At 60.1% G+C, this 23,985-nt stretch carries 25 protein-coding genes and 1 tRNA gene; 13 read left to right on the top strand and 13 right to left on the bottom strand.

Going from position 1 to position 23,985, the window contains the following annotated elements; genetic code table 11:
* Nucleotides 1-201: 201 nt before the first annotated feature.
* On the bottom strand, nucleotides 202-615 hold the full coding sequence (locus tag E3O56_RS15165) for a hypothetical protein (protein WP_248128486.1): 414 nt from the start codon (nucleotides 613-615) through the stop codon (nucleotides 202-204).
* A 158-nt stretch (nucleotides 616-773) separates the two neighbouring features.
* On the opposite strand from E3O56_RS15165, the gene E3O56_RS15160 reads away from it, so the two are divergent.
* Both E3O56_RS15160 and E3O56_RS15155 read left to right on the top strand, forming a co-directional pair.
* Nucleotides 774-1,739 (top strand): arsenic resistance protein, encoded by a 966-nt coding sequence (locus E3O56_RS15160; protein WP_032878372.1) that lies wholly within the window; start codon nucleotides 774-776, stop codon nucleotides 1,737-1,739.
* Nucleotides 1,740-1,826: 87 nt separating this feature from the next.
* Nucleotides 1,827-3,434: a membrane protein gene (locus E3O56_RS15155; RefSeq protein ID WP_032878371.1), complete on the top strand. Its 1,608-nt coding sequence runs from the start codon at nucleotides 1,827-1,829 to the stop codon at nucleotides 3,432-3,434.
* A gap of 22 nt (nucleotides 3,435-3,456) precedes the next feature.
* Here E3O56_RS15155 and E3O56_RS15150 read toward each other — a convergent pair whose 3' ends face one another.
* The 7 genes from E3O56_RS15150 to E3O56_RS15120 form a co-directional block, all read right to left on the bottom strand.
* Nucleotides 3,457-4,617: a Fic family protein gene (locus E3O56_RS15150; RefSeq protein WP_032878370.1), complete on the bottom strand. Its 1,161-nt coding sequence runs from the start codon at nucleotides 4,615-4,617 to the stop codon at nucleotides 3,457-3,459.
* A 198-nt stretch (nucleotides 4,618-4,815) separates the two neighbouring features.
* Nucleotides 4,816-5,487 carry a hypothetical protein gene (locus tag E3O56_RS15145; protein WP_005783902.1) on the bottom strand — a complete coding sequence of 224 codons (672 nt, stop codon included), beginning with the start codon at nucleotides 5,485-5,487 and terminating at the stop codon, nucleotides 4,816-4,818.
* A gap of 86 nt (nucleotides 5,488-5,573) precedes the next feature.
* Entirely contained in the window at nucleotides 5,574-5,972 is a 399-nt protein-coding gene (locus E3O56_RS15140) for a TonB family protein (RefSeq protein ID WP_236648040.1), read from the bottom strand.
* A gap of 227 nt (nucleotides 5,973-6,199) precedes the next feature.
* Nucleotides 6,200-6,275 (bottom strand) — tRNA-Phe (locus E3O56_RS15135).
* 103 nt (nucleotides 6,276-6,378) lie between these two features.
* Nucleotides 6,379-6,651 (bottom strand): oxidative damage protection protein, encoded by a 273-nt coding sequence (locus E3O56_RS15130; RefSeq protein WP_017529562.1) that lies wholly within the window; start codon nucleotides 6,649-6,651, stop codon nucleotides 6,379-6,381.
* The gene (gene mutY / locus E3O56_RS15125) at nucleotides 6,648-7,715 is read right to left on the bottom strand and encodes an A/G-specific adenine glycosylase (protein ID WP_248128485.1); all 1,068 of its coding nucleotides are present in this window, start codon (nucleotides 7,713-7,715) and stop codon (nucleotides 6,648-6,650) included. Before mutY ends, E3O56_RS15130 begins: the two co-directional genes overlap by 4 nt.
* Nucleotides 7,712-9,934, bottom strand: a complete 2,223-nt coding sequence (locus tag E3O56_RS15120; RefSeq protein ID WP_228309245.1) for an AsmA family protein — start codon at nucleotides 9,932-9,934, stop codon at nucleotides 7,712-7,714. The genes mutY and E3O56_RS15120 overlap by 4 nt, the downstream gene beginning before the upstream one ends.
* Nucleotides 9,935-10,260: 326 nt before the next feature.
* Between E3O56_RS15120 and E3O56_RS15115 the strand changes: the two genes are divergently transcribed.
* The 7 genes from E3O56_RS15115 (at nucleotide 10,261) to E3O56_RS15085 (ending at nucleotide 16,026) form a co-directional block, all read left to right on the top strand.
* The gene (locus tag E3O56_RS15115) at nucleotides 10,261-11,922 is read left to right on the top strand and encodes an OFA family MFS transporter (RefSeq protein ID WP_005783912.1); all 1,662 of its coding nucleotides are present in this window, start codon (nucleotides 10,261-10,263) and stop codon (nucleotides 11,920-11,922) included.
* 232 nt (nucleotides 11,923-12,154) lie between these two features.
* On the top strand, nucleotides 12,155-12,751 hold the full coding sequence (hisB, locus tag E3O56_RS15110) for an imidazoleglycerol-phosphate dehydratase HisB (protein WP_003187781.1): 597 nt from the start codon (nucleotides 12,155-12,157) through the stop codon (nucleotides 12,749-12,751).
* The gene (gene hisH / locus E3O56_RS15105; protein ID WP_032878362.1) at nucleotides 12,751-13,389 is read left to right on the top strand and encodes an imidazole glycerol phosphate synthase subunit HisH; all 639 of its coding nucleotides are present in this window, start codon (nucleotides 12,751-12,753) and stop codon (nucleotides 13,387-13,389) included. Before hisB ends, hisH begins: the two co-directional genes overlap by 1 nt.
* The gene (locus E3O56_RS15100) at nucleotides 13,390-13,647 is read left to right on the top strand and encodes a DUF2164 domain-containing protein (protein WP_032878360.1); all 258 of its coding nucleotides are present in this window, start codon (nucleotides 13,390-13,392) and stop codon (nucleotides 13,645-13,647) included.
* A gap of 39 nt (nucleotides 13,648-13,686) precedes the next feature.
* Nucleotides 13,687-14,424, top strand: coding sequence for a 1-(5-phosphoribosyl)-5-[(5-phosphoribosylamino)methylideneamino]imidazole-4-carboxamide isomerase (hisA, locus tag E3O56_RS15095; protein ID WP_248128484.1), 738 nt, complete (start codon nucleotides 13,687-13,689; stop codon nucleotides 14,422-14,424).
* A 9-nt stretch (nucleotides 14,425-14,433) separates the two neighbouring features.
* Nucleotides 14,434-15,204, top strand: coding sequence for an imidazole glycerol phosphate synthase subunit HisF (gene hisF, locus E3O56_RS15090; protein ID WP_003171107.1), 771 nt, complete (start codon nucleotides 14,434-14,436; stop codon nucleotides 15,202-15,204).
* Between the two features lie 66 nt (nucleotides 15,205-15,270).
* Nucleotides 15,271-16,026, top strand: a complete 756-nt coding sequence (locus E3O56_RS15085) for an ABC transporter substrate-binding protein (protein ID WP_248128483.1) — start codon at nucleotides 15,271-15,273, stop codon at nucleotides 16,024-16,026.
* 144 nt (nucleotides 16,027-16,170) lie between these two features.
* Here the strand turns inward: E3O56_RS15085 and E3O56_RS15080 are convergent, their stop codons facing one another.
* The 4 genes from E3O56_RS15080 to gpmI form a co-directional block, all read right to left on the bottom strand.
* Nucleotides 16,171-16,944: a divergent polysaccharide deacetylase family protein gene (locus E3O56_RS15080; RefSeq protein WP_216090616.1), complete on the bottom strand. Its 774-nt coding sequence runs from the start codon at nucleotides 16,942-16,944 to the stop codon at nucleotides 16,171-16,173.
* A gap of 2 nt (nucleotides 16,945-16,946) precedes the next feature.
* Entirely contained in the window at nucleotides 16,947-18,254 is a 1,308-nt protein-coding gene (locus E3O56_RS15075) for a S41 family peptidase (protein WP_248128482.1), read from the bottom strand.
* A 30-nt stretch (nucleotides 18,255-18,284) separates the two neighbouring features.
* The gene (locus E3O56_RS15070; RefSeq protein WP_005783927.1) at nucleotides 18,285-19,580 is read right to left on the bottom strand and encodes a murein hydrolase activator EnvC; all 1,296 of its coding nucleotides are present in this window, start codon (nucleotides 19,578-19,580) and stop codon (nucleotides 18,285-18,287) included.
* A 258-nt stretch (nucleotides 19,581-19,838) separates the two neighbouring features.
* Nucleotides 19,839-21,365: a 2,3-bisphosphoglycerate-independent phosphoglycerate mutase gene (gpmI, locus tag E3O56_RS15065; protein ID WP_148853058.1), complete on the bottom strand. Its 1,527-nt coding sequence runs from the start codon at nucleotides 21,363-21,365 to the stop codon at nucleotides 19,839-19,841.
* A gap of 151 nt (nucleotides 21,366-21,516) precedes the next feature.
* Between gpmI and E3O56_RS15060 the strand changes: the two genes are divergently transcribed.
* From E3O56_RS15060 to secB, 3 genes are read left to right on the top strand one after another with little or no spacing between them, the layout of a single operon-like run.
* Entirely contained in the window at nucleotides 21,517-21,930 is a 414-nt protein-coding gene (locus E3O56_RS15060; RefSeq protein ID WP_003187796.1) for a rhodanese-like domain-containing protein, read from the top strand.
* Nucleotide 21,931: 1 nt separating this feature from the next.
* Nucleotides 21,932-22,186: a glutaredoxin 3 gene (grxC, locus tag E3O56_RS15055; protein ID WP_078820067.1), complete on the top strand. Its 255-nt coding sequence runs from the start codon at nucleotides 21,932-21,934 to the stop codon at nucleotides 22,184-22,186.
* Nucleotides 22,187-22,228: 42 nt separating this feature from the next.
* Nucleotides 22,229-22,708, top strand: coding sequence for a protein-export chaperone SecB (gene secB / locus E3O56_RS15050; RefSeq protein ID WP_005783933.1), 480 nt, complete (start codon nucleotides 22,229-22,231; stop codon nucleotides 22,706-22,708).
* 127 nt (nucleotides 22,709-22,835) lie between these two features.
* Here secB and E3O56_RS15045 read toward each other — a convergent pair whose 3' ends face one another.
* Nucleotides 22,836-23,291, bottom strand: coding sequence for a tRNA (cytidine(34)-2'-O)-methyltransferase (locus E3O56_RS15045; protein WP_248128481.1), 456 nt, complete (start codon nucleotides 23,289-23,291; stop codon nucleotides 22,836-22,838).
* Between E3O56_RS15045 and E3O56_RS15040 the strand changes: the two genes are divergently transcribed.
* On the top strand, nucleotides 23,290-23,730 hold the full coding sequence (locus E3O56_RS15040; protein WP_078820069.1) for a hypothetical protein: 441 nt from the start codon (nucleotides 23,290-23,292) through the stop codon (nucleotides 23,728-23,730). The two genes, E3O56_RS15045 and E3O56_RS15040, sit on opposite strands and share 2 nt — an antisense overlap.
* The last annotated feature ends 255 nt before the right edge of the window (nucleotides 23,731-23,985 follow it).

Genomic DNA, 23,985 nt, shown 5'->3' with positions numbered 1-23,985 from the left:
GCCATCGGGAGCAAGCCCCCTCCCACATTTTGATGCGCGTCAGTCTGCTGAGGTTGTCAGCGACTGAGATGCTGAGCTTGCAGGTGGTATTGGTAGTGGCAAGCTGCGGCAAGGCCCAGAAATCAGGTGCAGCAGTGCTCAACTGACGGAATGTGGTGCAAATGTGGGAGGGAGCAAGCCCCCTCCCACATTTTGTATGTGTCAGTCTGTTGAGGCTGTCAGCGCCTGGGATGCTGCTATATAGTCCGCCTGGAACTGCGGCGATTCGATCCACGCCAACGCAGCGGCCTCGTCATCGCTGTTAGTGGCCCACTGCCGATATTCAATCAGCGCCGCCAGGATGAAGTCGGTCGCTTCCTCTTCGCCTTCCTGCTCCAGCACCAGCGCCAACAGCGGGTGTGCGAGGAATACCGCGCACAGTGCCTGCTGGCTGATCTCGCCTGCGGTGCGCATCTCGACGAACAGTTCGGTCAAGTCCACCGATTCAAGATCGATGCGGCTGTCGTCGCCGGCGAACGCATCCGGCTTGGCCGCGACGGCGCGCTGGGTGCGGTTTTGCTTGGCCTTGGTCTTTGCCCGCTGGGCGCGTTTTTGCTGCTTGTTCGGCGAAGCCATGGGCTCAACATCCTTGGGTTCTGGATCGGGGTGGAGTATTGAAGCGCAGGTTGGGGCAAATCCCAAGGAAATCCGGGCGGGGTTTGGTCGCTTATCGCGCTCGACCGCCAGGCCATAGATCAATAGGCTACGCCTTTGTCATCTGCCAGAGCGTCTTCATGACCCGCGATGCCCTTGAGCATAACCAGATCCCCTTCTATTTTGTCGCCATCCTGCTGGCCGCTGCCTGTGGTGTGTTCGCGCCTCTAGTGGCTCACGGTTTGAGCGCATTGATCACACCTGCCATCGCGGTATTGATGTACGCGATGTTCCTGCAGATTCCTTTCCTCGATCTGCGCCAGGGTTTGGGCAATATCCGCTTTGTCTCGGCGTTGTTGCTGGCCAACTTTGTTCTGGTGCCATTGCTGGTGTGGGCGCTGACCCGTGGCCTGCTGGGGCATCCCGCGCTGTTGGTGGGGGCATTACTGGTGTTGTTGACGCCCTGTATTGATTACGTGGTGGTGTTCACCCACATCGGCAAGGGCGATTCGCGGTTGATGCTGGCGGCCACACCGTTGCTGTTGCTGTTGCAGTTGGCACTGCTGCCGGTGTACCTGGGTTTTATGCTGGGCGCACACTCGGGTGTGGTGGTTGAGATCGGCCCGTTTATCGAGGCATTCCTGTTGTTGATCGTGGTGCCGATGCTGCTGGCTGTGCTGACGGCCTACCTGGCGCGACGATCAAGGCTGGTCGACAAATGGAGCAGTGCGTGGGCGTGGTTGCCGGTGCCGGCGATGGCCCTGGTGCTGTTCGTGGTGATCGGGTCGCAAATCACATCGGTGATGCGCGACTTCGACCTGTTGCTGCCAGTGCTTGCGATCTACCTGGGCTTCGTACTGCTGGCGCCGTTGATGGGGATCCTGGCTGCGCGACTGTTTGCGCTGCCTGCGCCAAGTGCACGGGCGGTGACGTTCAGTGCTTCGACGCGCAACTCGCTGGTGGTATTGCCATTGGCGCTGGCCTTGCCGGAGGACATGCGCGGGTTGGCTGCCGCGGCGGTGATCCTGCAAACCCTCGTCGAGTTGGTGGCCGAGTTGGTCTACGTTCGCCTGATCCCGGCAGTGGTGTGGCCCGCAAGTCGATAAAAGCGTGAATGTTCAGGTTCGTTCAGGCGCTATTCAGGGCAGTGCTCGGCACCATACGCCAGCGCTTCCCACCTGACAGGTCACCCGATGGATCATCGCAACCGTTTTCGCCTGGAGTCCTTGGGCCTCTTTCTGATCGCCCTGTTGTTGTTCACGTTGGGGATCTGGGATCAGCAGCCCCAGGGCTTTGATGGGCGTTGGGCGTTGTTCATGCAGGAAATGTTTCGCCACGGCGCCAGTTTTTTCCCCACCACTTACGGTCAGCCTTACGCGGACTACCCAGGCACCGCGACCTTCTTCAGTTTTGTATTCGCTCGCTGGTTTGATGCGCCGAACCACCTGGCGAATGTGCTGCCCACCGCGCTTGCATCGGCCGGTGTGATCGCACTGATGTACCGCCTGCTGGCGCCGTTCAGTCGCCCATGGGCATTTTTGACGGTGCTGCTGACGCTGCTCACCACCCAGTTGCTCGAAAAATCGCGTTCGGTCTGCCTGGACCAGATGATCGCGCTGCTGTGTGTCGGCAGTTTCTATCTGCTGCACAGTGGCGAGCGCCTGGGGTCGCGGCTGCGGCAATTGGCGGTGTTCCCGTTGTTCGTCCTGGCCTTTGCGATTCGTGGCCCCCTGGGGTTGATTGAGGTCTGTGGGGTGGTGTGCGTGTATTGGGCGCTGGGCAGGCCGGGCGAACGCGTCCGGCAAGTCCTGATCCACGGCGTTATCGGCCTGGTGCTGCTAGCAGTGTGCTGGTGGCTGCTGATGAAGCTTGCGCGATTGAGTGGCGGTGATGCCTTTGCTGATGAAGTGTTCAGGATGCAGGTCGGCGGGCGCCTGGATGAGTCCGGTGAGCCGTTCTATTTCTATTTCCAGCTGAGTTTGTACCGTTACTTCCCGGTGGTGCCGCTGGCGTTAGCCACTCTGGTCGCGCTGCGCCATCGCTGGCCGGAGCGCTGGGTCGACGGGCAGCTGCAACTGCTGGTGCGCCTCGGGGCGTGTGGCTTGATGATTCTGCTCGGGTTGTCGGTGCCGCACTTCAAGCGCGCTTATTACATCTTGCCGATGGTGCCGATGTTTGCGGCTGTCGCGGCCTATGGGCTGCTCCAGGCGCAAGGCTGGCTGTTGGGCGTGCGCCGTTGTTACGAAGGGCTTGTCGCAGCGTTACCGGCGTTGTGCGTGGTTGTGTTGTTTGTGTGTCGGAACGCCTGGCACAAGCAGGGCTATTGGCCGGATATCTCCCTGCCGCTGATGATTGGTGCGTTGGTGGTGTTGCAACTCGCGGCGTTGATTGCCTGGCGCCGGCCGTTGCGTTTGGTATGGCTCAGCGTGATCGCACTGGCGGCGCAATGGTTGCTGCTGGTAGCGGTGATAGAACCGGCCAAGGACCTGCAATTCGACACCCGACGGTTTGTCAGCCAGGTGGAGGCACTGCGTGAGTCGCAGCCTGGCCCTTTGGTGTTTGTCGACCTGGCCCGGGACACCTGGGCGGTGCGCTACATGATGAACCTGGATCACGATGAGCAGCCACTGTTTGTCGGGCGTCACCAGCTTGAGAAACTGAGTGAGCTGCCCCGGCCATCCTGGGTGATTGTGCCGCGCAAGGAGACTGCGCTGTTGAAGGGCTCGCCGGTGGAGCAATTGGCGCCAAGCTTTGCGGGGCGGCTGAATGACAATCCGTTGATGGTGTTTTTGCTGAAGTGAGGGGGCAACTTGGCGGGCCTCCTCATGGATAAGGTTTGTCCAGCTGCTCAGGGATAAAGCCTTCTTCGCGCAGGGATTTGATAACCCCTCTGATCAAATAATTATTTGAGAACCCGATTGTGTACTGCCGAGCGCCTGGACTGATGGGAAGCAGCATCCCTTGGTCGACCAGTTTTTTTATTTGATAGGTTCTTTGGGCGGCGGACAGTGTCGGTAGAGCGTCAGCGATATCGCCCGACTTGACCACCTTCAGTTGGATCGCCGTGCTCAGAATTTTCTCTTCAAGAGGCGTTATCCATGCGCGGTCTTTCGCCAATGCAATGGTGGGGGCAAGAATGTGCCTGGTCAGGTAGCGGTAGTCCGTCAGCCTGCTGACTTTCTCTAATTCATCTCTAATGCCTGCCAGCACATACGTACACCAAGCCTCAAGGCCTTCCTTGGTGCCTGTGTCAGCGGTGGAAAGCATCGAGTAATACTTTTCGCGGTCGATACAGAAGACTGCCGTCGGATTCAGGACTCGGCCGCCAGCGCTCACGTTGAAGCCGTACTTCATCAACATTGCGTACGTCAGAAGGCGCACGACGCGGCCATTGCCGTTGCCAAATGGGTGGATCCAGCCAAACCGGTGGTGGGCCAGCGCGACTTTCATCAGATCGTACTTGGGGGCATCCTGCTTATTCACAAAGGCGACGAGTTCTTGCATGTAGCCTGGCACCATCACCGCCTCGGGCGGGAGGTGATCGGACTGGGCAATGCTGACCCCGGACTCGCGGTAAGCACCTGGCGTACGATCACCTTCGCGTTGCAGTCCCTGGACGGTGATTGAGTGAAGCTCTCGAATCGCAAACTCCGTGAGATCAGCGCCGGTCTGCATGATGCTTTCGACGTAGTCCATGGCCTTTTCGATATTCGCAATTTCCCGCAACGGATCTGAAGCCTCGGCTGCCCCTTCGACTTTGCTTTCGATGTAGTCGGCCAGTGTCGTGTGGTTGCCCTCGATACGTGCAGAGCCCAGGCTTTCCAGCGTATGAAACAGGGCTTTCAACTGGAAAAAAACAGCAGGCGGTGTATCGCCACCCAGTTGCAGGCGGCGCAGGTGTTCCAGCTCGCTCAGAACATCAACCAGGCCCGAGTCGAACGAGGGGTTCAATAGCTCCAGATCGTGATGAGCAAACTCGGGCATATGGAAAGTATCTCCAATTGATATTTTGATTATCTCGAAAGCAGGCTGATTTGATGCCCGTAGGGAAGGCGTTAGGGGCCTGATGAGACCCTACACTATCTCAAAAAAACAGTTCGGATAAGTGAAAAACATCCCAAATGAAACTAGGTCCGGTTGGCTTTGGTCAGGGTGCCCAAGCTGTATCCGGACGGGAGCAAGCTATTTGCAGCGATACCCCTCAGGCATCGTCACCGTGTAATTGCGCTGCACGCGGTCCTGGAAGTTCAGGTTCTGCAGGCCCTGCTGCACCAGGAAGGCTTCGACCTTGGCCGCCTGGCAATCGTCGTTATAGGACGATACTCGAAGCACGTACACGGCGCGCCTGCTCGCCTCGTCCCGAGCGGTAGCCCGGAAGGTGGTGAGGGTGGTGTAGCCGGTGCGTTCCGATGTGCCTACCGGGCCATAGGAGGTGTTCGGGGTGCTGGTGCAGGTCAGTTGGTCGGTCTTTTTCTTATTCTTCTTGCACTGCGTGGTGGTGCTGTTTGCCACCTGGCCATACTCGGTAGCGGTGTAGCGGTAAGTGACCTGCTTGCTTTCGACATCAAGGGTGATGGTCATTTTGATCGGTGCATGGTTCTTGGGCAGCGTGGTGTCGGTAAAGACATTGCGAAAGCCCTGGTCCTTCATGGCGCTGACCATGTCGCGCAGGTAATACCGGGCATTGAGTGCGTTTTCGTCGCTGCCCCCGACAGACGTCACCAGTACGGTTGCCTGGCGGTCGAAGTGATAGTCCGGATCGGGTGTCGCGTTGATCGCTACGTCCATTTGCGTGGCGCATCCACTGAGTAGTGCAGTCAGCAGTAATAGCGAGCAGAGCAAGAGGCGTGTCATGAAAGAAACCTTACAGCTGTGAATGGGGTAAAGGGTGGACGATTGAAGCCAGTGAAAAACAAGCCTCAATCGCTCTGGGGCTTAGCTTAGCCCGCGCAGGATGGGGTCAGGCAAAACACAAAGGGTGCGCGCACCTCGACTTCACCATCCTTGAGAACTGACGCAGGCGGAGCAGGCATTGGCGATGCTGCTGGAAGAGATACCTGCACGGCAGCAACAAAAAGCTCAGAGCCTGAGTGACTGATGACGCGCTGACGCAACAAGTTGCCGTGGGCATCGATGATGAATTCAATATTGACCTGGCCTTCCAGCCCCTGCGCCTGGGCGTTTGCCGGGTAAAATTTGAACAGTTGTATATGGCTTATCAACTGTTGTTCCCATAGCTGCTGTTCTGCCAGTTGCTCTGGGGAAGGGGTTCTTGCGCAGGCGCCAAGCAGCAGGGCAAGTGCGATCCAGCAATACTTCATACATATTTCCTTGAGCATTTTTTGCATCCGTACTATCTGGCGCCACAGAGTATTTCAAATCCAGGCGCTTGGAAGGCTCACTCCCTCGACGGCTTTGCCGATTGACTTGGTCGGTGCCGGTATCCTGATTGCCTGAGTCAAAGCGCTCCTGCTCGGCATCCGGGTCCAGGGTGATCCAGAGCCCATTAAATCGCAGGCAATAAAAAACCCCAAGAAACATTGTTCCTTGGGGTTTTTCGGTATTTTGGTGCCCAGAGACGGAATCGAACCGCCGACACGGGGATTTTCAATCCCCTGCTCTACCGACTGAGCTATCTGGGCAACGGGGCGCATTAAACGGGTTTTTCAGGGGGTCGTCAAGCAAGTTTTCAAAAAATATTTAATTATTACCGTCGCTTACGTGTCGACCCCGGTTTTTGATCAATTATTGAGCAGGTGGCACGTAGCCTTCGGCTTGGGCGTATTCCTCGCCGGAAAAGAACTTGTCCATTTCACCGGCCAGGTATTTGCGGTCTTCGGCGTTCATCATGTTCAGGCGTTTTTCGTTGATCAGCAGGGTCTGGTGTTTCAGCCAGTCACCCCAGGCTTTGGCGGAGACATGGTCGTAGATGTCCTGGCCCTTGGCACCTGGGTACGGAGGGCGTTCCAGGGCTGGCAGTTCTTCTTTGTACTTGCGGCACATAACGGTGCGGGTCATGACGAAACTCCTGCGTTCAATACGTCGGCCGCGCGCTTCAGCAGTTTTTTCACCGGAGCGGCAAGGCCCAGGCGCGGCGGGGTGGCGAGGTTATACCAGAGCCAGTCGGCCTCGGCCACGTGATGGGCGGATTCCTCGACCTGGACCAGCCAGGGTTCGATAGCCAGCTGGAAGTGGCTGAAGGTGTGGATCAACCCCGGCAGTTCCTGATGCTTGCCCAGTGCGAGTGCGTGCTGGTTGGCCAGGTGGTCGAGGTCGCTCAGGTCATCCAGCTCGGGCAAGCTCCACAAACCGCCCCACAGGCCCGTGGAAGGGCGACGGTAAAGCAGGATCGCGCCCTCGGCGTTCGCCAGCATGGGCATCAGCGTGCGCTTTTGCGGGATAGTCTTGCGCGGTTTGGGGATCGGGTAACGCGTCTCCAGGCCGAGCATGTGGGCTTCGCAGCCTTTTTCCAGCGGGCACAGCAGGCAGCTGGGTTTGCTGCGGGTGCAAAGCGTGGCGCCCATGTCCATCATCGCCTGGGTGTAGGCGTTGACGCGCTCAAAGGGTGTAAAGCGCTCTGCGGTGGCCCACAGCTGCTTGGCCACTTTGGGCTCGCCCGGGTAACCCTCTTGGGCGGTAAAGCGCGCCAGCACGCGCTTGACGTTGCCGTCGAGGATCGGCGCGCGCAGGCCCATGCTCAGGCTGGCAATCGCGCCAGCGGTGGACAGGCCGATGCCGGGCAGCTCGGTGAGTTTTTCCACATCGCGGGGAAACTCGCCGCCGTACTCGTTCACCACGATCTTGGCGGTCTTCTGCAGGTTGCGCGCCCGGGTGTAGTAGCCCAGGCCGGTCCACAGGTGCAGCACTTCGTCTTCCGGTGCGGCGGCTAGGGCTTCGACCGTCGGCAGGGATGCCATGAACCGGTCGAAGTAATTGAGCACAGTGCTGACCTGGGTCTGTTGCAGCATGATCTCCGACACCCACACCCGGTACGGGGTGATGCCCTGTTGCCAGGGCAGGTCATGACGGCCGTGGCGGTCGTACCAATCGAGTACCGCCGCTGAAAACTGCTCGTTTCTCATCGGTTGAACAGGCCTTTCAATGCGTCTTTGAGCTTGGGATTAACCTTGTCGAGCTTCTCCTCCAGCTTCTCGTTCAGGCGATTGCCGGCAGCCTTGAGGGCGACCTGGCCCAGGCCGTCCTTGTCCAGACGGCAGGCCTTGGCGCCAAGCTCCAGCGGGCCACGGCAGCGCAGCGGCACTTCAATGCCCTGGAAGTTGGCGCCGACCTGGCAGGCCGGGTCCGGCACCTCGCGCTTGTCGCCTTCGACAATGATGCCGACGCGGTAGTCCATGCCCAGCACGCGCAAGTCGACATCGCCGTTGCCATTGACCGTCAGCCCCGGGATACGCACTTTCAGGTCAGGGTTGCTGGCCACGCCGTTACGCAACGTCAGGTTGCCGCGCAGTTCCTGGAAGGGGGTGTCCTTGCCCGGTGGCGTGCTGGCCAGGGTCTTGCGGTTGAGCAGGGCGATACCGGTGCAGACCTGTTGCTCGATATTGGCGTTGAGCAACACACCGTTATTGATCACAAAGCTGGCGGTGCCGTTGAGGCTGTCGATCAACGCCTTCTGGCTGTTGCCACGCCCGGTCAGGTTGCTGTCCAGGGTGACCTGGCCTTTGACCGGCGGGTTCTTCCCCTGGGCCTGCAGGATTTTCTCAACCGGTACTTGCTTGATATGGGTTTGCATGGCCAGAAGCGGGAGATCCTGGCGCACATCGAGCGTGCCATTGGCCTGGAAGGTACCGTTGTAGAGACCACCGCTCAGGGTGTCGAGCTTGAGCTGGCCGTCGATGCCGGAGGCTTTCAGCGCCGCGTTCTGGATCGGCAGCTGGCTCAGGGTCAATTGGCCGAACGCAAGGTCGGCGTCGATATCCAGGCTGCGCAGGCGGGTCAGCGGCAGCAGCTTGTCGGTGCTCCAGGCGCCTTTGGTCGGGGCGTCCGGCAGTGGCGTGTTGCCGCCGGCTGCCATCGCACCGGCCTCGCTGTTCTGCACTTCGGCCTGGCGAGCGGCGGTTGCGCCTTTGGCTGCTTCTGATTTGGCCGGCAAGTAGTTGTCGGCATTGAAGGTATCGGCCTTGAGCTGTACGCGCAGCGACTGCTTGGCGAAATCATCGACAGCGACACGGCCGCTGAAGGTGCTTTCGTCGAGTTTCAGGTTCAGGTTTTCCAGGGCGACGCTGGTGGGCGTGCCCTTGAGGCGACTCACCAGCTCGACCTTGCTCAGGCTGCCAGGGGCCATGGCCGGCAGCGGGTGGCCGACGCTCTCAAGGAACTTGGCCAGATCGAACTGGGCCACAGACAACGCACCACTGACCTGCGGGGTCTTGTCCAGGTCGTTGACCTTCAGTTCGCCCAAGGCGCGCAACTGGTTGGCCGACAGTTTCAGGTTGGTCCATTCGGCGACGTTGGCCGCCAGATCCACCAACAATTGGCCCTGGGTGGAGAAACTCACGGTCTTGCCTTGCAGCGGCTCGCCGGTGGCTTCGCCGCTCAGGCGCATGTCTTCGAACTGGTAGCGCTTGAGGGCACGCTGGATGCGCAAGTTGCCGTTCAGCTCGGTCTTGACGCGCATCAGTGGCTGGTTGCTGCCCAGGAACGCGGTGAGTTTGAGCGGAATGCTGGCGCCCTCGTGGATGGCCCCGGCGCTCAACTGGATGCTCTCGGCACTCAATTGCTTGCCGGTCTGTTCATCGGTGTATTCAACGCGAGCGTTGTTGATGGTCAGGCTGTCGATGTCCAGGCGGATCGGTTGTGGCGGTTTCTCCGGCTTGGTTTCAGCCACCGGTTCCACTGGCGCAGGCGCGGCTGCGGGGGCCTCGGCAGTCGCATCGGGTACGTTCTTGCCGATGTCTTCCCAGTTGCCATGGCCCTGCTTGTCGCGGTTCAGGCGCAGGTTCAGGCCCTCGACACGCACATCGCTCATCTGCACTTCGCGGCGCAGTAGCGGCAGTACGCGTACCGACAGGCCGAGCATCTGCAAATCGGCGAAAGGTTGAGTCGGTGCGGTCAGGGTCGCGACGCTGGCCTCGTGCAACTCCAGGCCCAGCCAGGGGAACAGGCTCCAGCCGATATCGCCATTGAGCGTCAGCTCGATGTGGGCCTTGTCGCGGGCTATCTGGCGAATTTCTTCTTTGTAGTCGTTGGGATCGAAGAGGTGGGTCAGGGCAAAGCCGAGCGCCACAATGATCAGCAACAGCCCGAGAAGTACCAGACCCAGGATTTTGCCGAACGCTTTCATGGGCGAGTCCTTGTATGTCGATTTCAAAATTTAGCCGAAGAGTATAACGCCCGACGGCCTGCGTCAGTTCACGGATCGTTACATTGTATCCAGGGGCTCGGAAATGGGATTTTGACGTCAGAAAAGTACAGATAATCCAAAAAAGGTAGTGGCAGTTTGATTTTTCTGTCATCCACTGATGCTAATCTCTGCACGTTCGTCCGCCTTCTGCGACGTATCGTCGCGCTTTAAATGGAGCTTCACTCAAAAAAACGGCCACGCTTTGCGTGCAAGGCCGAGGAGGAGAGCGCCTGACGGACGCATACCAATAACTGGGGGAAACACCAATGAGCACTAGCACTGTGGCCGGCACCGCCGCCGCACAGCCTGCGTTCCTGTCCAAGGAGCGCATCATCGCCAAGCCGGGGTTCAACCGCTGGCTGGTTCCACCGGCCGCCCTGGCCATCCACCTGTGCATCGGCATGGCCTACGGCTTCTCGGTGTTTTGGCTGCCGTTGTCCAAAGCGCTGGGTATCACCGCACCGGTCGCCTGCGCGCCAGACATGAGCTTTATCGCCCAGGTCTTCTCGTCCCAATGCGACTGGCCCATCTCCATGCTGGGCTGGATCTACACCTTGTTCTTCATCTTTCTGGGCTGCTCGGCCGCGATCTGGGGCGGCTGGCTCGAACATGCCGGGCCACGCAAGGCAGGTGTGGTCTCGGCGTTGTGCTGGTGCGGTGGCCTGCTGATCTCGGCGCTGGGCATCTATACCCACCAGATCTGGCTGATGTGGATCGGCTCCGGTGTCATTGGCGGTATCGGCCTGGGCCTGGGCTATATCTCGCCCGTTTCGACCTTGATCAAGTGGTTCCCGGACAAGCGCGGCATGGCTACCGGCATGGCGATCATGGGCTTTGGCGGCGGCGCGATGGTGGGTGCGCCCCTGGCTGCGGCACTGATGGGCCATTTCTCTTCGCCGACCAGCGTAGGTGTATGGCAGAGCTTTGTGGTCATGGCGGCGATTTACTTCGTGTTCATGATCGGTGGCGCACTGCTGTATCGCGTTCCGCCGACCGGCTGGAAGCCTGAGGGCTGGACCGCGCCGGCGAAAAAAGCCAGCAATGCGATGATCACTCATCGCCACGTGCATGTGAATGTCGCGTGGAAAACCCCGCAATTCCGCCTGGTATGGCTGGTGTTGTGCCTGAACGTATCGGCCGGTATCGGTATCCTCGGCATGGCCTCGCCACTGTTGCAGGAAGTGTTCGGCGGCAAGTTGCTGGGTGTCGATGTGCCATTTGGCCAGCTGGATGCCGGTCAGCTTGCCTCCATTGCAGCCATTGCCGCTGGTTTTACCGGCCTGTTGAGCCTGTTCAACATCGGTGGCCGGTTCTTCTGGGCGTCGTTCTCCGACTACCTGGGACGTAAGAATACCTACTTTGTGTTCTTCGCCCTGGGCTTTGCCCTGTACGCGCTGATCCCGAACCTAGGGCATCTGGGCAACGTGGCGCTGTTCGTGGCGGCGTTCTGCATCATCCTCTCGATGTACGGCGGTGGTTTTGCGACGGTTCCGGCTTACCTGGCCGACTTGTTCGGTACCCAGATGGTCGGTGCTATTCATGGTCGCCTGCTGACCGCCTGGGCTGCTGCGGGCGTGTTGGGGCCGGTACTGGTGAACTACCTGCGTGAATATCAGCTGAGCATCGGCGTTGAACGCGCCGCGGCGTATGACATCACCTTGTACATCCTTGCCGGTCTGCTGGTGCTGGGTTTCATCTGCAACCTGCTGGTACGCCCGGTGGCCGACAAGTACTTCATGACCGATGCCGAACTGGCCGCCGAACAGGCGCTCGGGCATGACAAGGGTGCCGATGCGTCCACCGTGCTGGAGTGGAAGGCCTCCGCCGCCAGCAAGCCGTTGGCGATTGCCGCGTGGCTGGTGGTGGGTATTCCGTTGGCGTGGGGTGTGTGGGTGACCCTGCAGAAAACCGCGGTACTGTTCCACTAACACTGCAAAACCCTTGTGGGAGGGGGCTTGCTCCCGATGGCGGCGCATCAGTCAGTGCATTGTTGACTGATCTACCGCTATCGGGAGCAAGCCCCTTCCCACATTGGTTATGCATGTATGCACATGTCTAACCCCGACACGCCGTCAGTCTTATCCCCTTCGATGTTTCTGTTTGGCGCCCGCGCCCCTATAATGGCTGCCTTTTTCGCCCAATGATTTTGCGGAGCTGGTGATGGCCGAACGTAAGGCGTCTGTCGAGCGCGACACTCTGGAAACCCAGATCAAAGCCTCGATCAACCTGGATGGCACCGGAAAGGCCCGATTTGATATCGGTGTCCCTTTTCTTGAGCACATGCTGGACCAGATCGCCCGTCATGGGCTGATCGACCTGGATATCGTCGGCAAGGGCGACCTGCACATCGACGACCACCACATGGTGGAAGACGTGGGCATAACCCTCGGCCAGGCATTTGCCAAGGCCATCGGCGACAAGAAAGGCATCCGTCGCTACGGTCATGCCTATGTTCCGCTGGATGAAGCGCTGTCGCGTGTGGTGATCGACTTCTCCGGCCGCCCAGGCCTGCAGATGCACGTGCCCTACACCCGCGCCAACGTGGGCCGTGGCTTTGATGTGGACCTGTTCCAGGAATTCTTCCAGGGCTTCGTCAACCACGCACTGGTCAGCCTGCATATCGACAACCTGCGCGGCACCAACACCCACCACCAGATCGAAACCGTGTTCAAGGCTTTCGGCCGCGCATTGCGCATGGCTGTGGAAGTCGATGAGCGCATGGGCGGGCAAATGCCGTCGACCAAGGGCGTCCTGTAATGCAGACGGTCGCGGTTATCGACTACGGCATGGGCAACCTGCACTCAGTGGCCAAGGCCCTCGAGCACGTAGGCGCCGGCAAGGTGCTGATCACCAGCGATGCCAACGTGATTCGCGAAGCCGACCGTGTGGTGTTCCCCGGTGTTGGCGCGATTCGCGATTGCATGGCCGAAATCCGCCGCCTGGGCTTTGACAGCCTGGTGCGCGAGGTCAGCCAGGATCGTCCATTCCTCGGTATCTGCGTCGGCATGCAAGCCTTGCTCGACAGCAGTGAGGAGAACGGCGGCGTCGATTGCATCGGTATGTTTCCCGGCCAGGTGAAGTTCTTCGGCAAAGACTTGCATGAAGACGGTGAGCATTTGAAGGTCCCGCACATGGGCTGGAACGAGGTGCGCCGCACCGTCGACCACCCGCTGTGGCACGAAATCCCGGACATGGCGCGTTTCTACTTCGTGCACAGCTACTACATCGCTGCCGGTAACCCGTGCCAGGTGGTGGGTGGCGGGCACTATGGTGTCGACTTCGCCGCAGCGCTGGCCGAAGGTTCACGTTTTGCCGTGCAATTCCACCCGGAAAAGAGCCATACCCATGGCCTGCAATTGCTGCAGAACTTCGCCGCGTGGGATGGTCGCTGGTAAATGGCCAGGAAACCGAAGCCGCCGATCTTGAACCTCACGCCCGAGCAGGAGCGTGAGGCAACCGACAAGATCAAGCGTTTCATGGAAGACCGCTTCGAGCTCAAGCTGGGCTCGTTCGAGGTCGCCGAGATTCTTGAGCTGTTCACCACCGAAGTGGCACCGCACTATTACAACAGGGCGATTTTCGACACGCAGACGCTCCTTAAGGAAAGGTTCGAAAGCATCGAAAGCGACTTGTGGTCGCTTGAGAAGCCCTGATTTCCCAAGCATTGCTGAATATCGAATAAGGTTTGCCAGATGCTGATTATCCCCGCTATCGATCTCAAGGACGGCGCTTGTGTACGCCTGCGCCAGGGCCGCATGGAAGATTCCACGGTGTTCTCCGACGACCCGGTGAGCATGGCCGCCAAATGGGTGGAAGGTGGCTGCCGTCGTTTGCATCTGGTGGACTTGAACGGTGCCTTCGAAGGCCAGCCGGTCAATGGTGAGGTGGTCACCGCGATTGCCAAGCGCTACCCGAACCTGCCGATCCAGATCGGCGGCGGCATTCGCTCCCTGGAAACCATCGAGCATTACGTCAAAGCTGGCGTGAGCTACGTGATCATCGGCACCAAGGCCGTGAAAGACCCGGCCTTCGTCGCCGAAGCCTGCCGTGCGTTTCCTGGCAAGGTCATCGTTGGCCTGGATGCCAAAGACGGCTTCGTTGCTACCGACGGCTGGGCTGAGATCAGCACCGTGCAGGTGATCGACCTGGCCAGGCGGTTCGAAGCCGACGGCGTGTCCGCCATTGTTTATACCGATATCGCCAAAGACGGCATGATGCAGGGCTGCAATGTGCCGTTCACCGCAGCCTTGGCAGCGGCCACGAAGATTCCGGTGATCGCTTCCGGCGGCATTCACAACCTGGGTGACATCAAGTCGCTGCTGGACGCCAAGGCGCCTGGCATCATCGGCGCCATCACTGGCCGTGCGATTTACGAAGGCACCCTGGACGTTGCGCAAGCCCAGGCTTACTGCGACGCCTACAACGGCTGAGGACTGACCATGGCGCTGGCCAAACGCATCATCCCTTGCCTGGACGTCGACAACGGTCGGGTGGTCAAGGGCGTCAAGTTCGAGAACATCCGCGATGCCGGCGACCCGGTGGAAATCGCCCGTCGCTACGATGAGCAAGGTGCCGACGAGATTACCTTTCTCGACATCACGGCCAGCGTCGATGGCCGCGACACTACATTGCATACCGTCGAGCGCATGGCCAGCCAGGTGTTTATTCCGCTGACCGTGGGCGGTGGCGTGCGCACTGTGCAAGACATCCGCAACCTGCTCAATGCCGGCGCGGACAAGGTCTCGATCAATACTGCCGCGGTATTCAACCCCGAGTTCGTCGGTGAAGCCGCGCAACACTTTGGCTCGCAGTGCATCGTGGTCGCCATCGACGCCAAGAAGGTCTCCGGCCCGGGCGAAACCCCGCGCTGGGAGATCTTCACTCACGGCGGGCGCAAACCTACCGGGCTGGACGCGGTGGAGTGGGCGATGAAGATGGAAGGCTTGGGCGCCGGTGAAATCCTGCTGACCAGCATGGACCAGGACGGCATGAAAAACGGCTTCGACCTGGGCGTGACCCGCGCTATCAGCGATGCACTGGGTATCCCGGTGATCGCCTCCGGTGGCGTCGGTAACCTGCAGCATTTGGCCGACGGTGTTATCGAAGGCCATGCCAGCGCAGTGCTGGCGGCGAGTATTTTCCACTTTGGTGAATACACCGTACCCGAGGCCAAGGCCTACATGGCAGCGCGCGGTATCGTCGTTCGCTAAACGCTGCTGGACACCATGGCAGGCTCGCGGCACTCTCTGCGCTTGCCATGGATTCCGGTAGCCTTCATGTTCAAACACCTGCTGCTCGCCCTTGCCAGTACCTCGCTGCTCATGGCTGGTACGGCCCAAGCCGAAGAGCCGTCTGACGCCTCTCTGGTGCTGCTGACGGAAAATTTCCCGCCCTACAACATGGCGAAAAACGGCAAGAACTTCGCCAAGGACGAGAACATCGAAGGCATCGCCGTGGACATTGTGCGCGAAACCTTCCAGCGCGCCGGCATTTCCTACAACCTTACGTTGCGTTTTCCTTGGGAGCGAATCTACAAACTCGCCCTGGAAAAGCCTGGTTACGGTGTATTTGTGATGGCGCGGCTGCCGGACCGTGAAGCCTTGTTCAAATGGGTCGGCCCCATCGGGCCGGACGATTGGGTATTACTGGCCAAGGCCGACAGCACAATCCAGCTCAACGAGCTTGAGCAAGCCCGCCGCTACAAGATCGGCGCTTACAAGGGCGATGCGATTGCGGAAACCTTGGGGAAACAGGGGCTTAATCCGATTGTCGCTCTGCGCGATCAGGACAATGCGCAAAAGCTCATGGACGGCCAGATCGACCTGTGGGCCACCGGCGATCCCGCCGGGCGTTACCTGGCGCGCCAGGTTGGTGTGAACGGGCTCAAGACGGTGTTGCGGTTCAACAGTGCGCAGCTTTATTTGGCGTTGAACAGGGAAGTGCCTGATGAGGTGGTCGCCAAGCTCCAGGCGGCGCTGGATGAGTTACGCAAGAGCGGTCGTGTAGACGAAATCATGGCGCGTTACCTCTGAAGTTGGCAGTTGCGCAGAATAAACGCGGTCAAAATGTGGAAGGGGGCTTGCCCCCGATAGCAGTAGATCAGCCAATACATTTTCAGCTGACACACCGCCATCGGGGGCAAGCCCCCTCCCACATTGGATCTTCGCTGCCTTCATTTAGCGGTAAATGCCGTTTTTGCCGTGGGCACTCATGGCCCGATTACTGCGCACGCTGATCATCAGCTTGATATCGATCCAGTCGATACCCTGGGCCTTGAGCTTGGGCAGCTCGCGCTCCAGCACCGCCAGGGTCTGTGGGTAAGGGTGCCCGATCATCACCGCCGAACCCTGCTTATGCGCCAGCTTGATTGCGGTTTGCAGTTGGGTGGTAATTGCTGCCTCGGTGCGTTCGTCATCGAGGAACACATCCCGCGAAACATGCGCCAAGCCGATTTTCTGCGCCTCGGCGGCTGCGACGGTCTGCGCGCTGGTGCGGCTGTCCACGAAGAACTTGTGGCGCCGTTGTAGCTCGGCCATCAACCACGCCATCGCCTGCGGCTGCGCGGTCATGCGGCTGCCCATGTGGTTGTTGATGCCGGCGGTATAGGGCACAGCCTGGAACGCGGCGTCCAGGCGCTTGCCGAGTTCTTCCACCGGTAGCTCGGGGTGCCAGGCGAAGGGGCCGGTGGCCGGGTCCATGGGCATGTGCAGGATCACGATCTTGCCGGCCTTGTGCGCCTCGCGGGCGAATTCGGCGGCATGGGGCGTGTCGGGCATGATCGCGGTGGTCACCGGGCCGGGCAGCGCAAGTACACGGCGATCGCGCGGCAGGTTTTGCCCCAGGTCGTCGATGATGAGAGTCAGGTAGGCTTTGTGGGGTTCGCCGGCAGGGGCCGCGTGAGCGACCCCTGCCAGGCTGCACAGCACAGCGATGATCAGGGCAAAACGCATGATCAACGGCTGCGCGTGATGCTCAGGCCCTTGAGCAGGCTCAGTGCCTGGGCCAGTTGGTAGTCATCGTCCTGCGGCATCGGCTTGGCCTTGGCGCCACTGCCGGTAGGCTGGTCGGCGCCGCCGTTGCCATTGCCCAGGTGACCCTGCAGGTCGGCCTCCTTGTAGTACTCGCCGTCGATCTCGTTGGTGATCTTGGCCCTGCGCACTTCGATGTCCGGCACGATGCCTTGGGCCTGGATCGAGCGGCCGTTCGGTGTGTAATACAGCGCTGTGGTGATTTTCAATGCGCGTTCGTTGTTCAACGGCAACACCGTCTGCACCGAACCTTTGCCAAAACTGGTGGTGCCCATCAGCACGCCGCGCTTGAGGTCTTGCAGCGCGCCGGCGACGATTTCCGACGCCGAGGCACTGCCGCCGTTGATCAGCACCGCCAGTGGCACGTTTTCGCTCAGGTCGTTGCCGGTGGCCGAGAAGCGCAGTTCGGAATTGGCGATACGGCCTTTGGTATAAACGATCAGGCCCTTGGTGACAAAGTGGTCGACCACCTCAACTGCCGACTGCAACACGCCGCCGGGATTGTTGCGCAGGTCGAGCACGATGCCGTTGAGTTTCTTGCCATTGTCTTTGCGCAGCTTGGCCAGGGCCTTGGCCACTTCGTCGCCGGTCTTGACCTGGAACTGGGTGATACGGATGTAGCCGTAACCCGACTCCAGCAACTGGCTCTTCACGCTCTTGACCGTGATGGTCGCGCGGGCCAGGGTCACGTCAAACGGGTTGCCGCCGTCGCGTACCAGGGTCAGGGTGATTTTCTGGCCGAGCTTGCCGCGCATCTTGTCGACGGCCTCGGTCATGCTCTGGCCACGGGTCGGCTGGCCGTTGATCTTCACGATCAGGTCGCCGGCCTGGATACCGGCCTTGGACGCAGGGGTATCGTCGATGGGCGAGACCACTTTGATCTGGCCGTCTTCGGAGCCCACTTCGATGCCCAGGCCACCGAACTCGCCGCTGGTGCTTTCCTGCAGCTCGGCGAAATCTTCAGGGCCCAGATAGGCAGAGTGCGGGTCGAGGTTGCTGAGCATGCCCTTGATGGCATTTTCCAGCAGGGTCTTGTCGTCTACGGGTTCGACATACGCTGCCTTGATCCGGTCCATGACCTCGGCAAAGGTGCGCAGCTCATCCAGCGGCAACGGCGCCTTGGTGGTCGCGGCCATTGCAGCGGGTGCAGCCTGGTCGGCAAAAGCCAGAGGCGCGCCGATCACCAGGGCGATCGTCAGGGCCAGCGAAGTGAGGCGGGACAAATGCAGCATGTCGAACGAACTCCTAATGTAGATGCGGCCCTATCCTTGGGAACGGCACCATTGTGCGGGATCGCTCGGGCGACCCTGCTGACGAATAGCGAAGTACAGCGCCGGGGTGTCCTGGCCGCCACTGTTACCGACAGTGGAGATGGATTCACCGGCTTTTACAACATCACCTGCCGACTTGAGTAATGTCTGATTGTGGCCGTAAAGGCTCAAATAGCCATTTCCATGGTCGAGAATCACCAGTAAACCGGCGCCCCGCAGCCAATCGGCAAACACCACGCGCCCACCGTGAACGGCATGGACCTGGCTGCCGGCTGAGGCGCTGATCATCACCCCATCCCACTTGGCGCGGGTGTCATCGCCACGGGTTTCCCCAAAGCGTGCCAATAGTCGACCATCAACCGGCCATGGAAGTTTGCCCCGCGCTGAAGCAAAAGGGCCGCCGAATGACTCGCCGCTGCTGGAAACCAGCGGGCCGGGGCTGGCGCGCGCGGGTTTGCGCGGTGCCGGCGCGTCGCTGGTGGCAGCCAGTTCGGCCTCACGCTGACGCTTTTTTTCCGCTTCCTGCTGGGCGATCAGCGCTTTTTGCCGCGCTTCTTCGGCCTCGCGTGCCTGGCGGGCCAGGGTTTCTTCGATGGTCTTGAGCACTTTGGCCAGGTCGGCCTGGTCCTGCTCGCGGGCCTGGAGCTTGGCGTCGCGGGCTTTTACATCGCTGTTGAGCTTGGCCAGGGCCTGCTGGCGCTCCTTGCGCACCTTGTCCAACTGGTCGCGCTGAACGTCGAGGGCGCTTTTCTGGTCGAGCAGTTGCGATTGCTGGTCGGCAATTTCCTGCTCGACATTGGCCAATTGGCGCAGGGTTTCATTGAAACCCTTCAATTGCGCCAGGCGCGCCTGGCTCAGGTAATCGTAATAGGTGAGGGTGCGGGCGAATTTTTCCGGGTTCTGCTGGTTGAGCAGCAGCTTGAGGTATTCCTGGCGACCGCTCTGGTAGGCGGCACGGGCCTGGATCGCGATCAGGCGTTGCTGTTCAACGCGTGCGCTCTGGAGTTTTTTTTTCTCAGCGTCGAGTCGCTCCAGTTCCGACTCGCTCTTCTTTAGTTCTTTTTGCAGCTCCTGGACCTGCTTCTCAAGCTTGCCCATTTCGGTTTCCGTGCCGCGCAGGTCTTTTTGCACCCCGGATTTTTCTTCCTGGAGCTTGCCGAGCAGCTTTTTCAGCTCGGTAATGTCCTGACGCGTAGCGTCCAACTGTTGTTGGGTTTGTGCGCGCTCATCGGCAAACGCCGGTTGGAGCAGGCAGACAAGAGCAAGGGTTATCAAGGCGCGAAGCATAGAGGCGGGCGACACCAGGGGAAAAGGACGGCCTAGTATGCCCGCCAAGCGCTGCAAAAAAAACGCCCAATTGGGGAGTTACGGCAAGATAGGTGCCGAGTGGCGGTGGTATGGCAAAAAGACATCTATCAAACACCACAAAACCAATGTGGGAGCGGGCTTGCCCGCGATTGCGGTGGGTCAGCGACATAGATGTCGACTGATTAGCCGCTATCGCGGGCAAGCCCGCTCCCACACTGTTTTGTGGCGTACTTTGGATCAGACCAGGATGGAGGTCCCGGTCATCTCCTTCGGTTGCTCCAGCCCCATCAGCATCAGCATGGTCGGCGCCACATCCGCCAGTACGCCGCCATTACGCACTTTGAAGTCGCGCTTGCCAACGTAGATGAACGGCACCGGCTCGGTGGTGTGGGCGGTATGCGCCTGACCGGTGGACTCGTCGGACATCTGCTCGCAGTTGCCATGGTCGGCGGTGATCAGCGCTTCGCCGCCGACTTTTTCCAGCGCGTCGACAATGCGGCCAACGCACAGGTCCAGGCATTCAACGGCCTTGACCGCCGCTTCCAGGTTACCGCTATGGCCGACCATGTCGCCGTTGGCGTAGTTGACCACGATTACGTCATAACGCTGATGCTCAATGGCATCGACGATCTTGTCGGTGACTTCCGGCGCACTCATTTCCGGCTGCAGGTCGTAGGTGGCGACTTTTGGCGATGGGATCAGGATGCGCTCTTCGCCCGGGAACGGTTCTTCACGGCCACCGGAGAAGAAGAACGTCACGTGGGCGTACTTCTCGGTCTCGGCGATGCGCAGCTGGGTCTTGCCGTTTTTCGCCAGGTAATCACCCAGCACGTTTTCCAGGCTGCCCGGGGCGAACGCCGACGGGGCCGGGATGTTGGCGGCGTACTGGGTGAGCATGACGAACTCGACTTTCGGCTGGCGTGCGCGCTCGAAGTCCTTGAAACCTTCATCGACGAACACATGGCTCAGCTCGCGGGCACGGTCGGCGCGGAAGTTCATGAATACTACGGCGTCGCCGTCTTCGACCTTCACCGGCTCGCCGATGGTGGTGGCCTTGACGAACTCATCGCTCTCGCCACGGGCGTAGGCCGCTTCCAGGCCTTCCTGGGCAGTGGCGGCATTGAATTCGGCTTGGCCGTCGACGATCAGGTTGTAGGCCTGGGACACGCGGTCCCAGCGGTTGTCGCGGTCCATGGCGAAGTAACGGCCCACCAGGCTGGCGATGCGGCCCTTGCCGAGGGCGGCGAAGGTGGTGTCGAGCAGCTCGATGGATGATTGCGCGCTTTTCGGCGGGGTGTCGCGACCGTCGAGGAAGGCGTGCAGGTAGATCTTGTCGGCGCCGCGCTTGAAGGCCAGTTCGGCCATTGCCACCAGATGGTCCTGATGGCTGTGTACACCGCCATCCGACAGCAGGCCCATGAAGTGCACGGCCTTGCCGGCGGCCACGGCTTTATCCACCGCGGCGCAGATGGTCGGGTTCTCGAAAAACTCGCCATCGCGGATCGCTTTGGTGACGCGGGTGAAGTCCTGGTATACCACTCGTCCGGCGCCGAGGTTCATGTGGCCGACTTCCGAGTTGCCCATCTGGCCGTCCGGCAGGCCCACGTCCATGCCGGAACCGGAGATCAATCCGTTGGGGACGGTAGCGCTCAGGCGGTCCAGCACGGGCTTGTTGGCCGAGTACACGGCGTTGTCGTGGTGGCTTTCACTGTGTCCGAAGCCATCGAGAATTATCAGGACCAAAGGTTTAGGCGTGGTAGTCATAGATCCTCTCGCGGCGGTAATAAAGGAAGACAATGGAAAAGGGAGTGGCAGTTTAAAGCGAAGTTCCGAGCGCGTCACCGCTTTACGGGGGTTGGCCCTCCTTGGCGGCTGTGTATACTTACCGCCATTTTAACGCCCTGGAACCTCCTTGATGGTTGATCACCTGATTGCATTTGCCACTGCCCACTACCTGCTCGTGGGTGCCTTCGTCATCCTGCTGGCGTTGCTGATCGCACATGAACTGAGCCGCGGTGGTCGCAGCCTGAGCACGTCGGAGCTGACCGCGCTGGTCAACAAGGATGAGGCCGTTGTCGTCGATATTCGCCCGGCCAAGGATTATGCCGCCGGCCATATCGTTGGTGCCCTTAACATCCCGCAGGATAAGCTGATTGCACGCCTGGCCGAGCTGGAAAAATACAAGGCCAAGACCATCATTCTGGTCGACGCCCAAGGCCAGCACTCCGGCACCCACGCCCGCGAGATGCTCAAGACCGGCTTCACCGCCGCCAAGCTGTCAGGTGGTATCAGCAGCTGGCGTGGCGATAACCTGCCGTTGGTGAAGTGACATGAATAAGGTTGTCGTGTATTCCAGCGATTGGTGCCCTTACTGCATGCGGGCCAAGGCCCTGCTTGAGAAAAAGGGTGTTGCCTTCGAAGAGATCAAGGTCGATGGCAAGCCCCAGGTGCGTGCCGAAATGGCCCAGAAGGCCGGCCGCACGTCGGTCCCGCAGATCTGGATCGGCGCCAAGCACATCGGTGGTTGCGATGACCTGTTCGCCCTGGAGCGCGCCGGTAAACTTGATGCGCTGCTGTCCGTCTGACTGCTAACCCCTTAAGAACCCCAAGATAAAGAAGGATCTGCGATGACTGATCAACAGAACACCGAAGCAGCGCAAGACCAAGGCCCACAATTTTCGCTGCAGCGTATCTACGTGCGTGACCTGTCGTTCGAAGCGCCGAAAAGCCCGGCGATCTTCCGTCAGGAATGGACCCCAAGCGTTGCCTTGGACTTGAACACCCGTCAGAAAGCCCTGGAAGGCGACTTCCACGAAGTGGTGCTGACTCTGTCGGTCACCGTCAAGAACGGCGAAGAAGTGGCCTTCATCGCTGAAGTGCAACAGGCCGGTATCTTCCTGATCCAGGGCCTGGACGAAGCGTCCATGAGCCACACCCTGGGCGCGTTCTGCCCGAACATCCTGTTCCCGTACGCCCGTGAGACCCTGGACAGCCTGGTCACCCGTGGCTCGTTCCCGGCACTGATGCTGGCTCCGGTGAACTTCGATGCCCTGTACGCCCAAGAGCTGCAGCGCATGCAACAGGAAGGCGCGCCGACGGTTCAGTAATCTCGAACCCGACGCAGCACTCAATGTGGGAGGGGGCTTGCTCCCGATAGCGGTGGAACAGTCACTTAGATGTCGACTGACACTCCGCCATCGGGAGCAAGCCCCCTCCCACATTTGTTATGCGGTGTTATTTAAAGCCAAGCTGGCGCCAGCCTTCATAGACGGCGACGGCTACGGTGTTGGACAGGTTCAGGCTGCGGCAGCCCTCACGCATCGGCAAGCGCAGGCGATGGCCATCGGGCAGGGCGTCGAGCACCTCTGCCGGCAGGCCACGGCTTTCCGGGCCGAACAGGAAGGCATCGCCCTCGGCAAAGCTGGCGTCGTGAAATGGCCGCGAACCCTTGGTGGTGAATGCAAACAAGCGTGGATGGCCCAAGCTTTCCAGGCAGTTGGCCAGGTCGGCGTGACGCTTGAGGGTGGCGTATTCGTGGTAGTCCAGCCCGGCGCGGCGCAGGCGCTTGTCGTCCATGTCGAAGCCCAACGGCTCGATCAAATGCAGGTGGCAGCCACTGTTGGCGCACAGCCTGATAACGTTGCCGGTATTCGGCGGAATTTCTGGTTGAAAAAGGATGACGTGAAACATGCACGGCTCCGAAGGCAAAGATGCGCTGCATTCTACCCCTGAAGAAGACCCGAGGCCGAAGCTATTGCCGAGGGTTTTGGGCTCGTTGGCGATTGTCGGCTTGATGGTGGGTTTGATGATCGGTCGCCTGACCACGCCAGACCCAGTCCAGTTACTGGAGGTGGTGCCTGCTGTCGACGGTGTAGCGGTGTGGTTCAACCGTGAGCCCAAGCTGCACGGTGAGCATATCGACGGCACCGTGGCGCTGCTGTTTGACGCCCAGGGCAAGGCGGCCAGCGGGCAGCTCAAGGTCAATGACAAGGACGTGAACTGGCGTGTGCGCAAGACCGATGGCGGTTTGCTGCTGAACCTGGTGGCGGCGCGACCGTTGCGTGGGGAGTGGAAAGGCGAGCAGGTCGATGACCGCTGGCGGCTGGAGGTCCATCTCCAGGAGCAATAAAAGAGGGAGTTCCCGGCCTGCCTGTACCAGGGCTCCCAAAACGGGGTGAAGCCTAAGGCTTCGGTGTTAAAGAGGGGATTCTCGGCCTGCCTGTACCAAGGTCCCCGAAACTGGGTTGTACGAGGGTTATTGCAGGGCGCGTGCCAGAGTTTGCAATTTCACCCATAAAATTTTTCCAAAAAGCGCAAAGCCCCGTAATCCGGGGCTTTGGTGGTTTCAGCTTGCGAGGGTTGTCCCGCGATAACGGTCTTCCAC

It is taken from the genome of Pseudomonas sp. W2Aug9 (assembly GCF_023127755.1).
GTDB classification, from domain to species: domain Bacteria; phylum Pseudomonadota; class Gammaproteobacteria; order Pseudomonadales; family Pseudomonadaceae; genus Aquipseudomonas; species Aquipseudomonas synxantha_A.
This window is presented reverse-complemented; position numbering and strand designations above follow the sequence as displayed.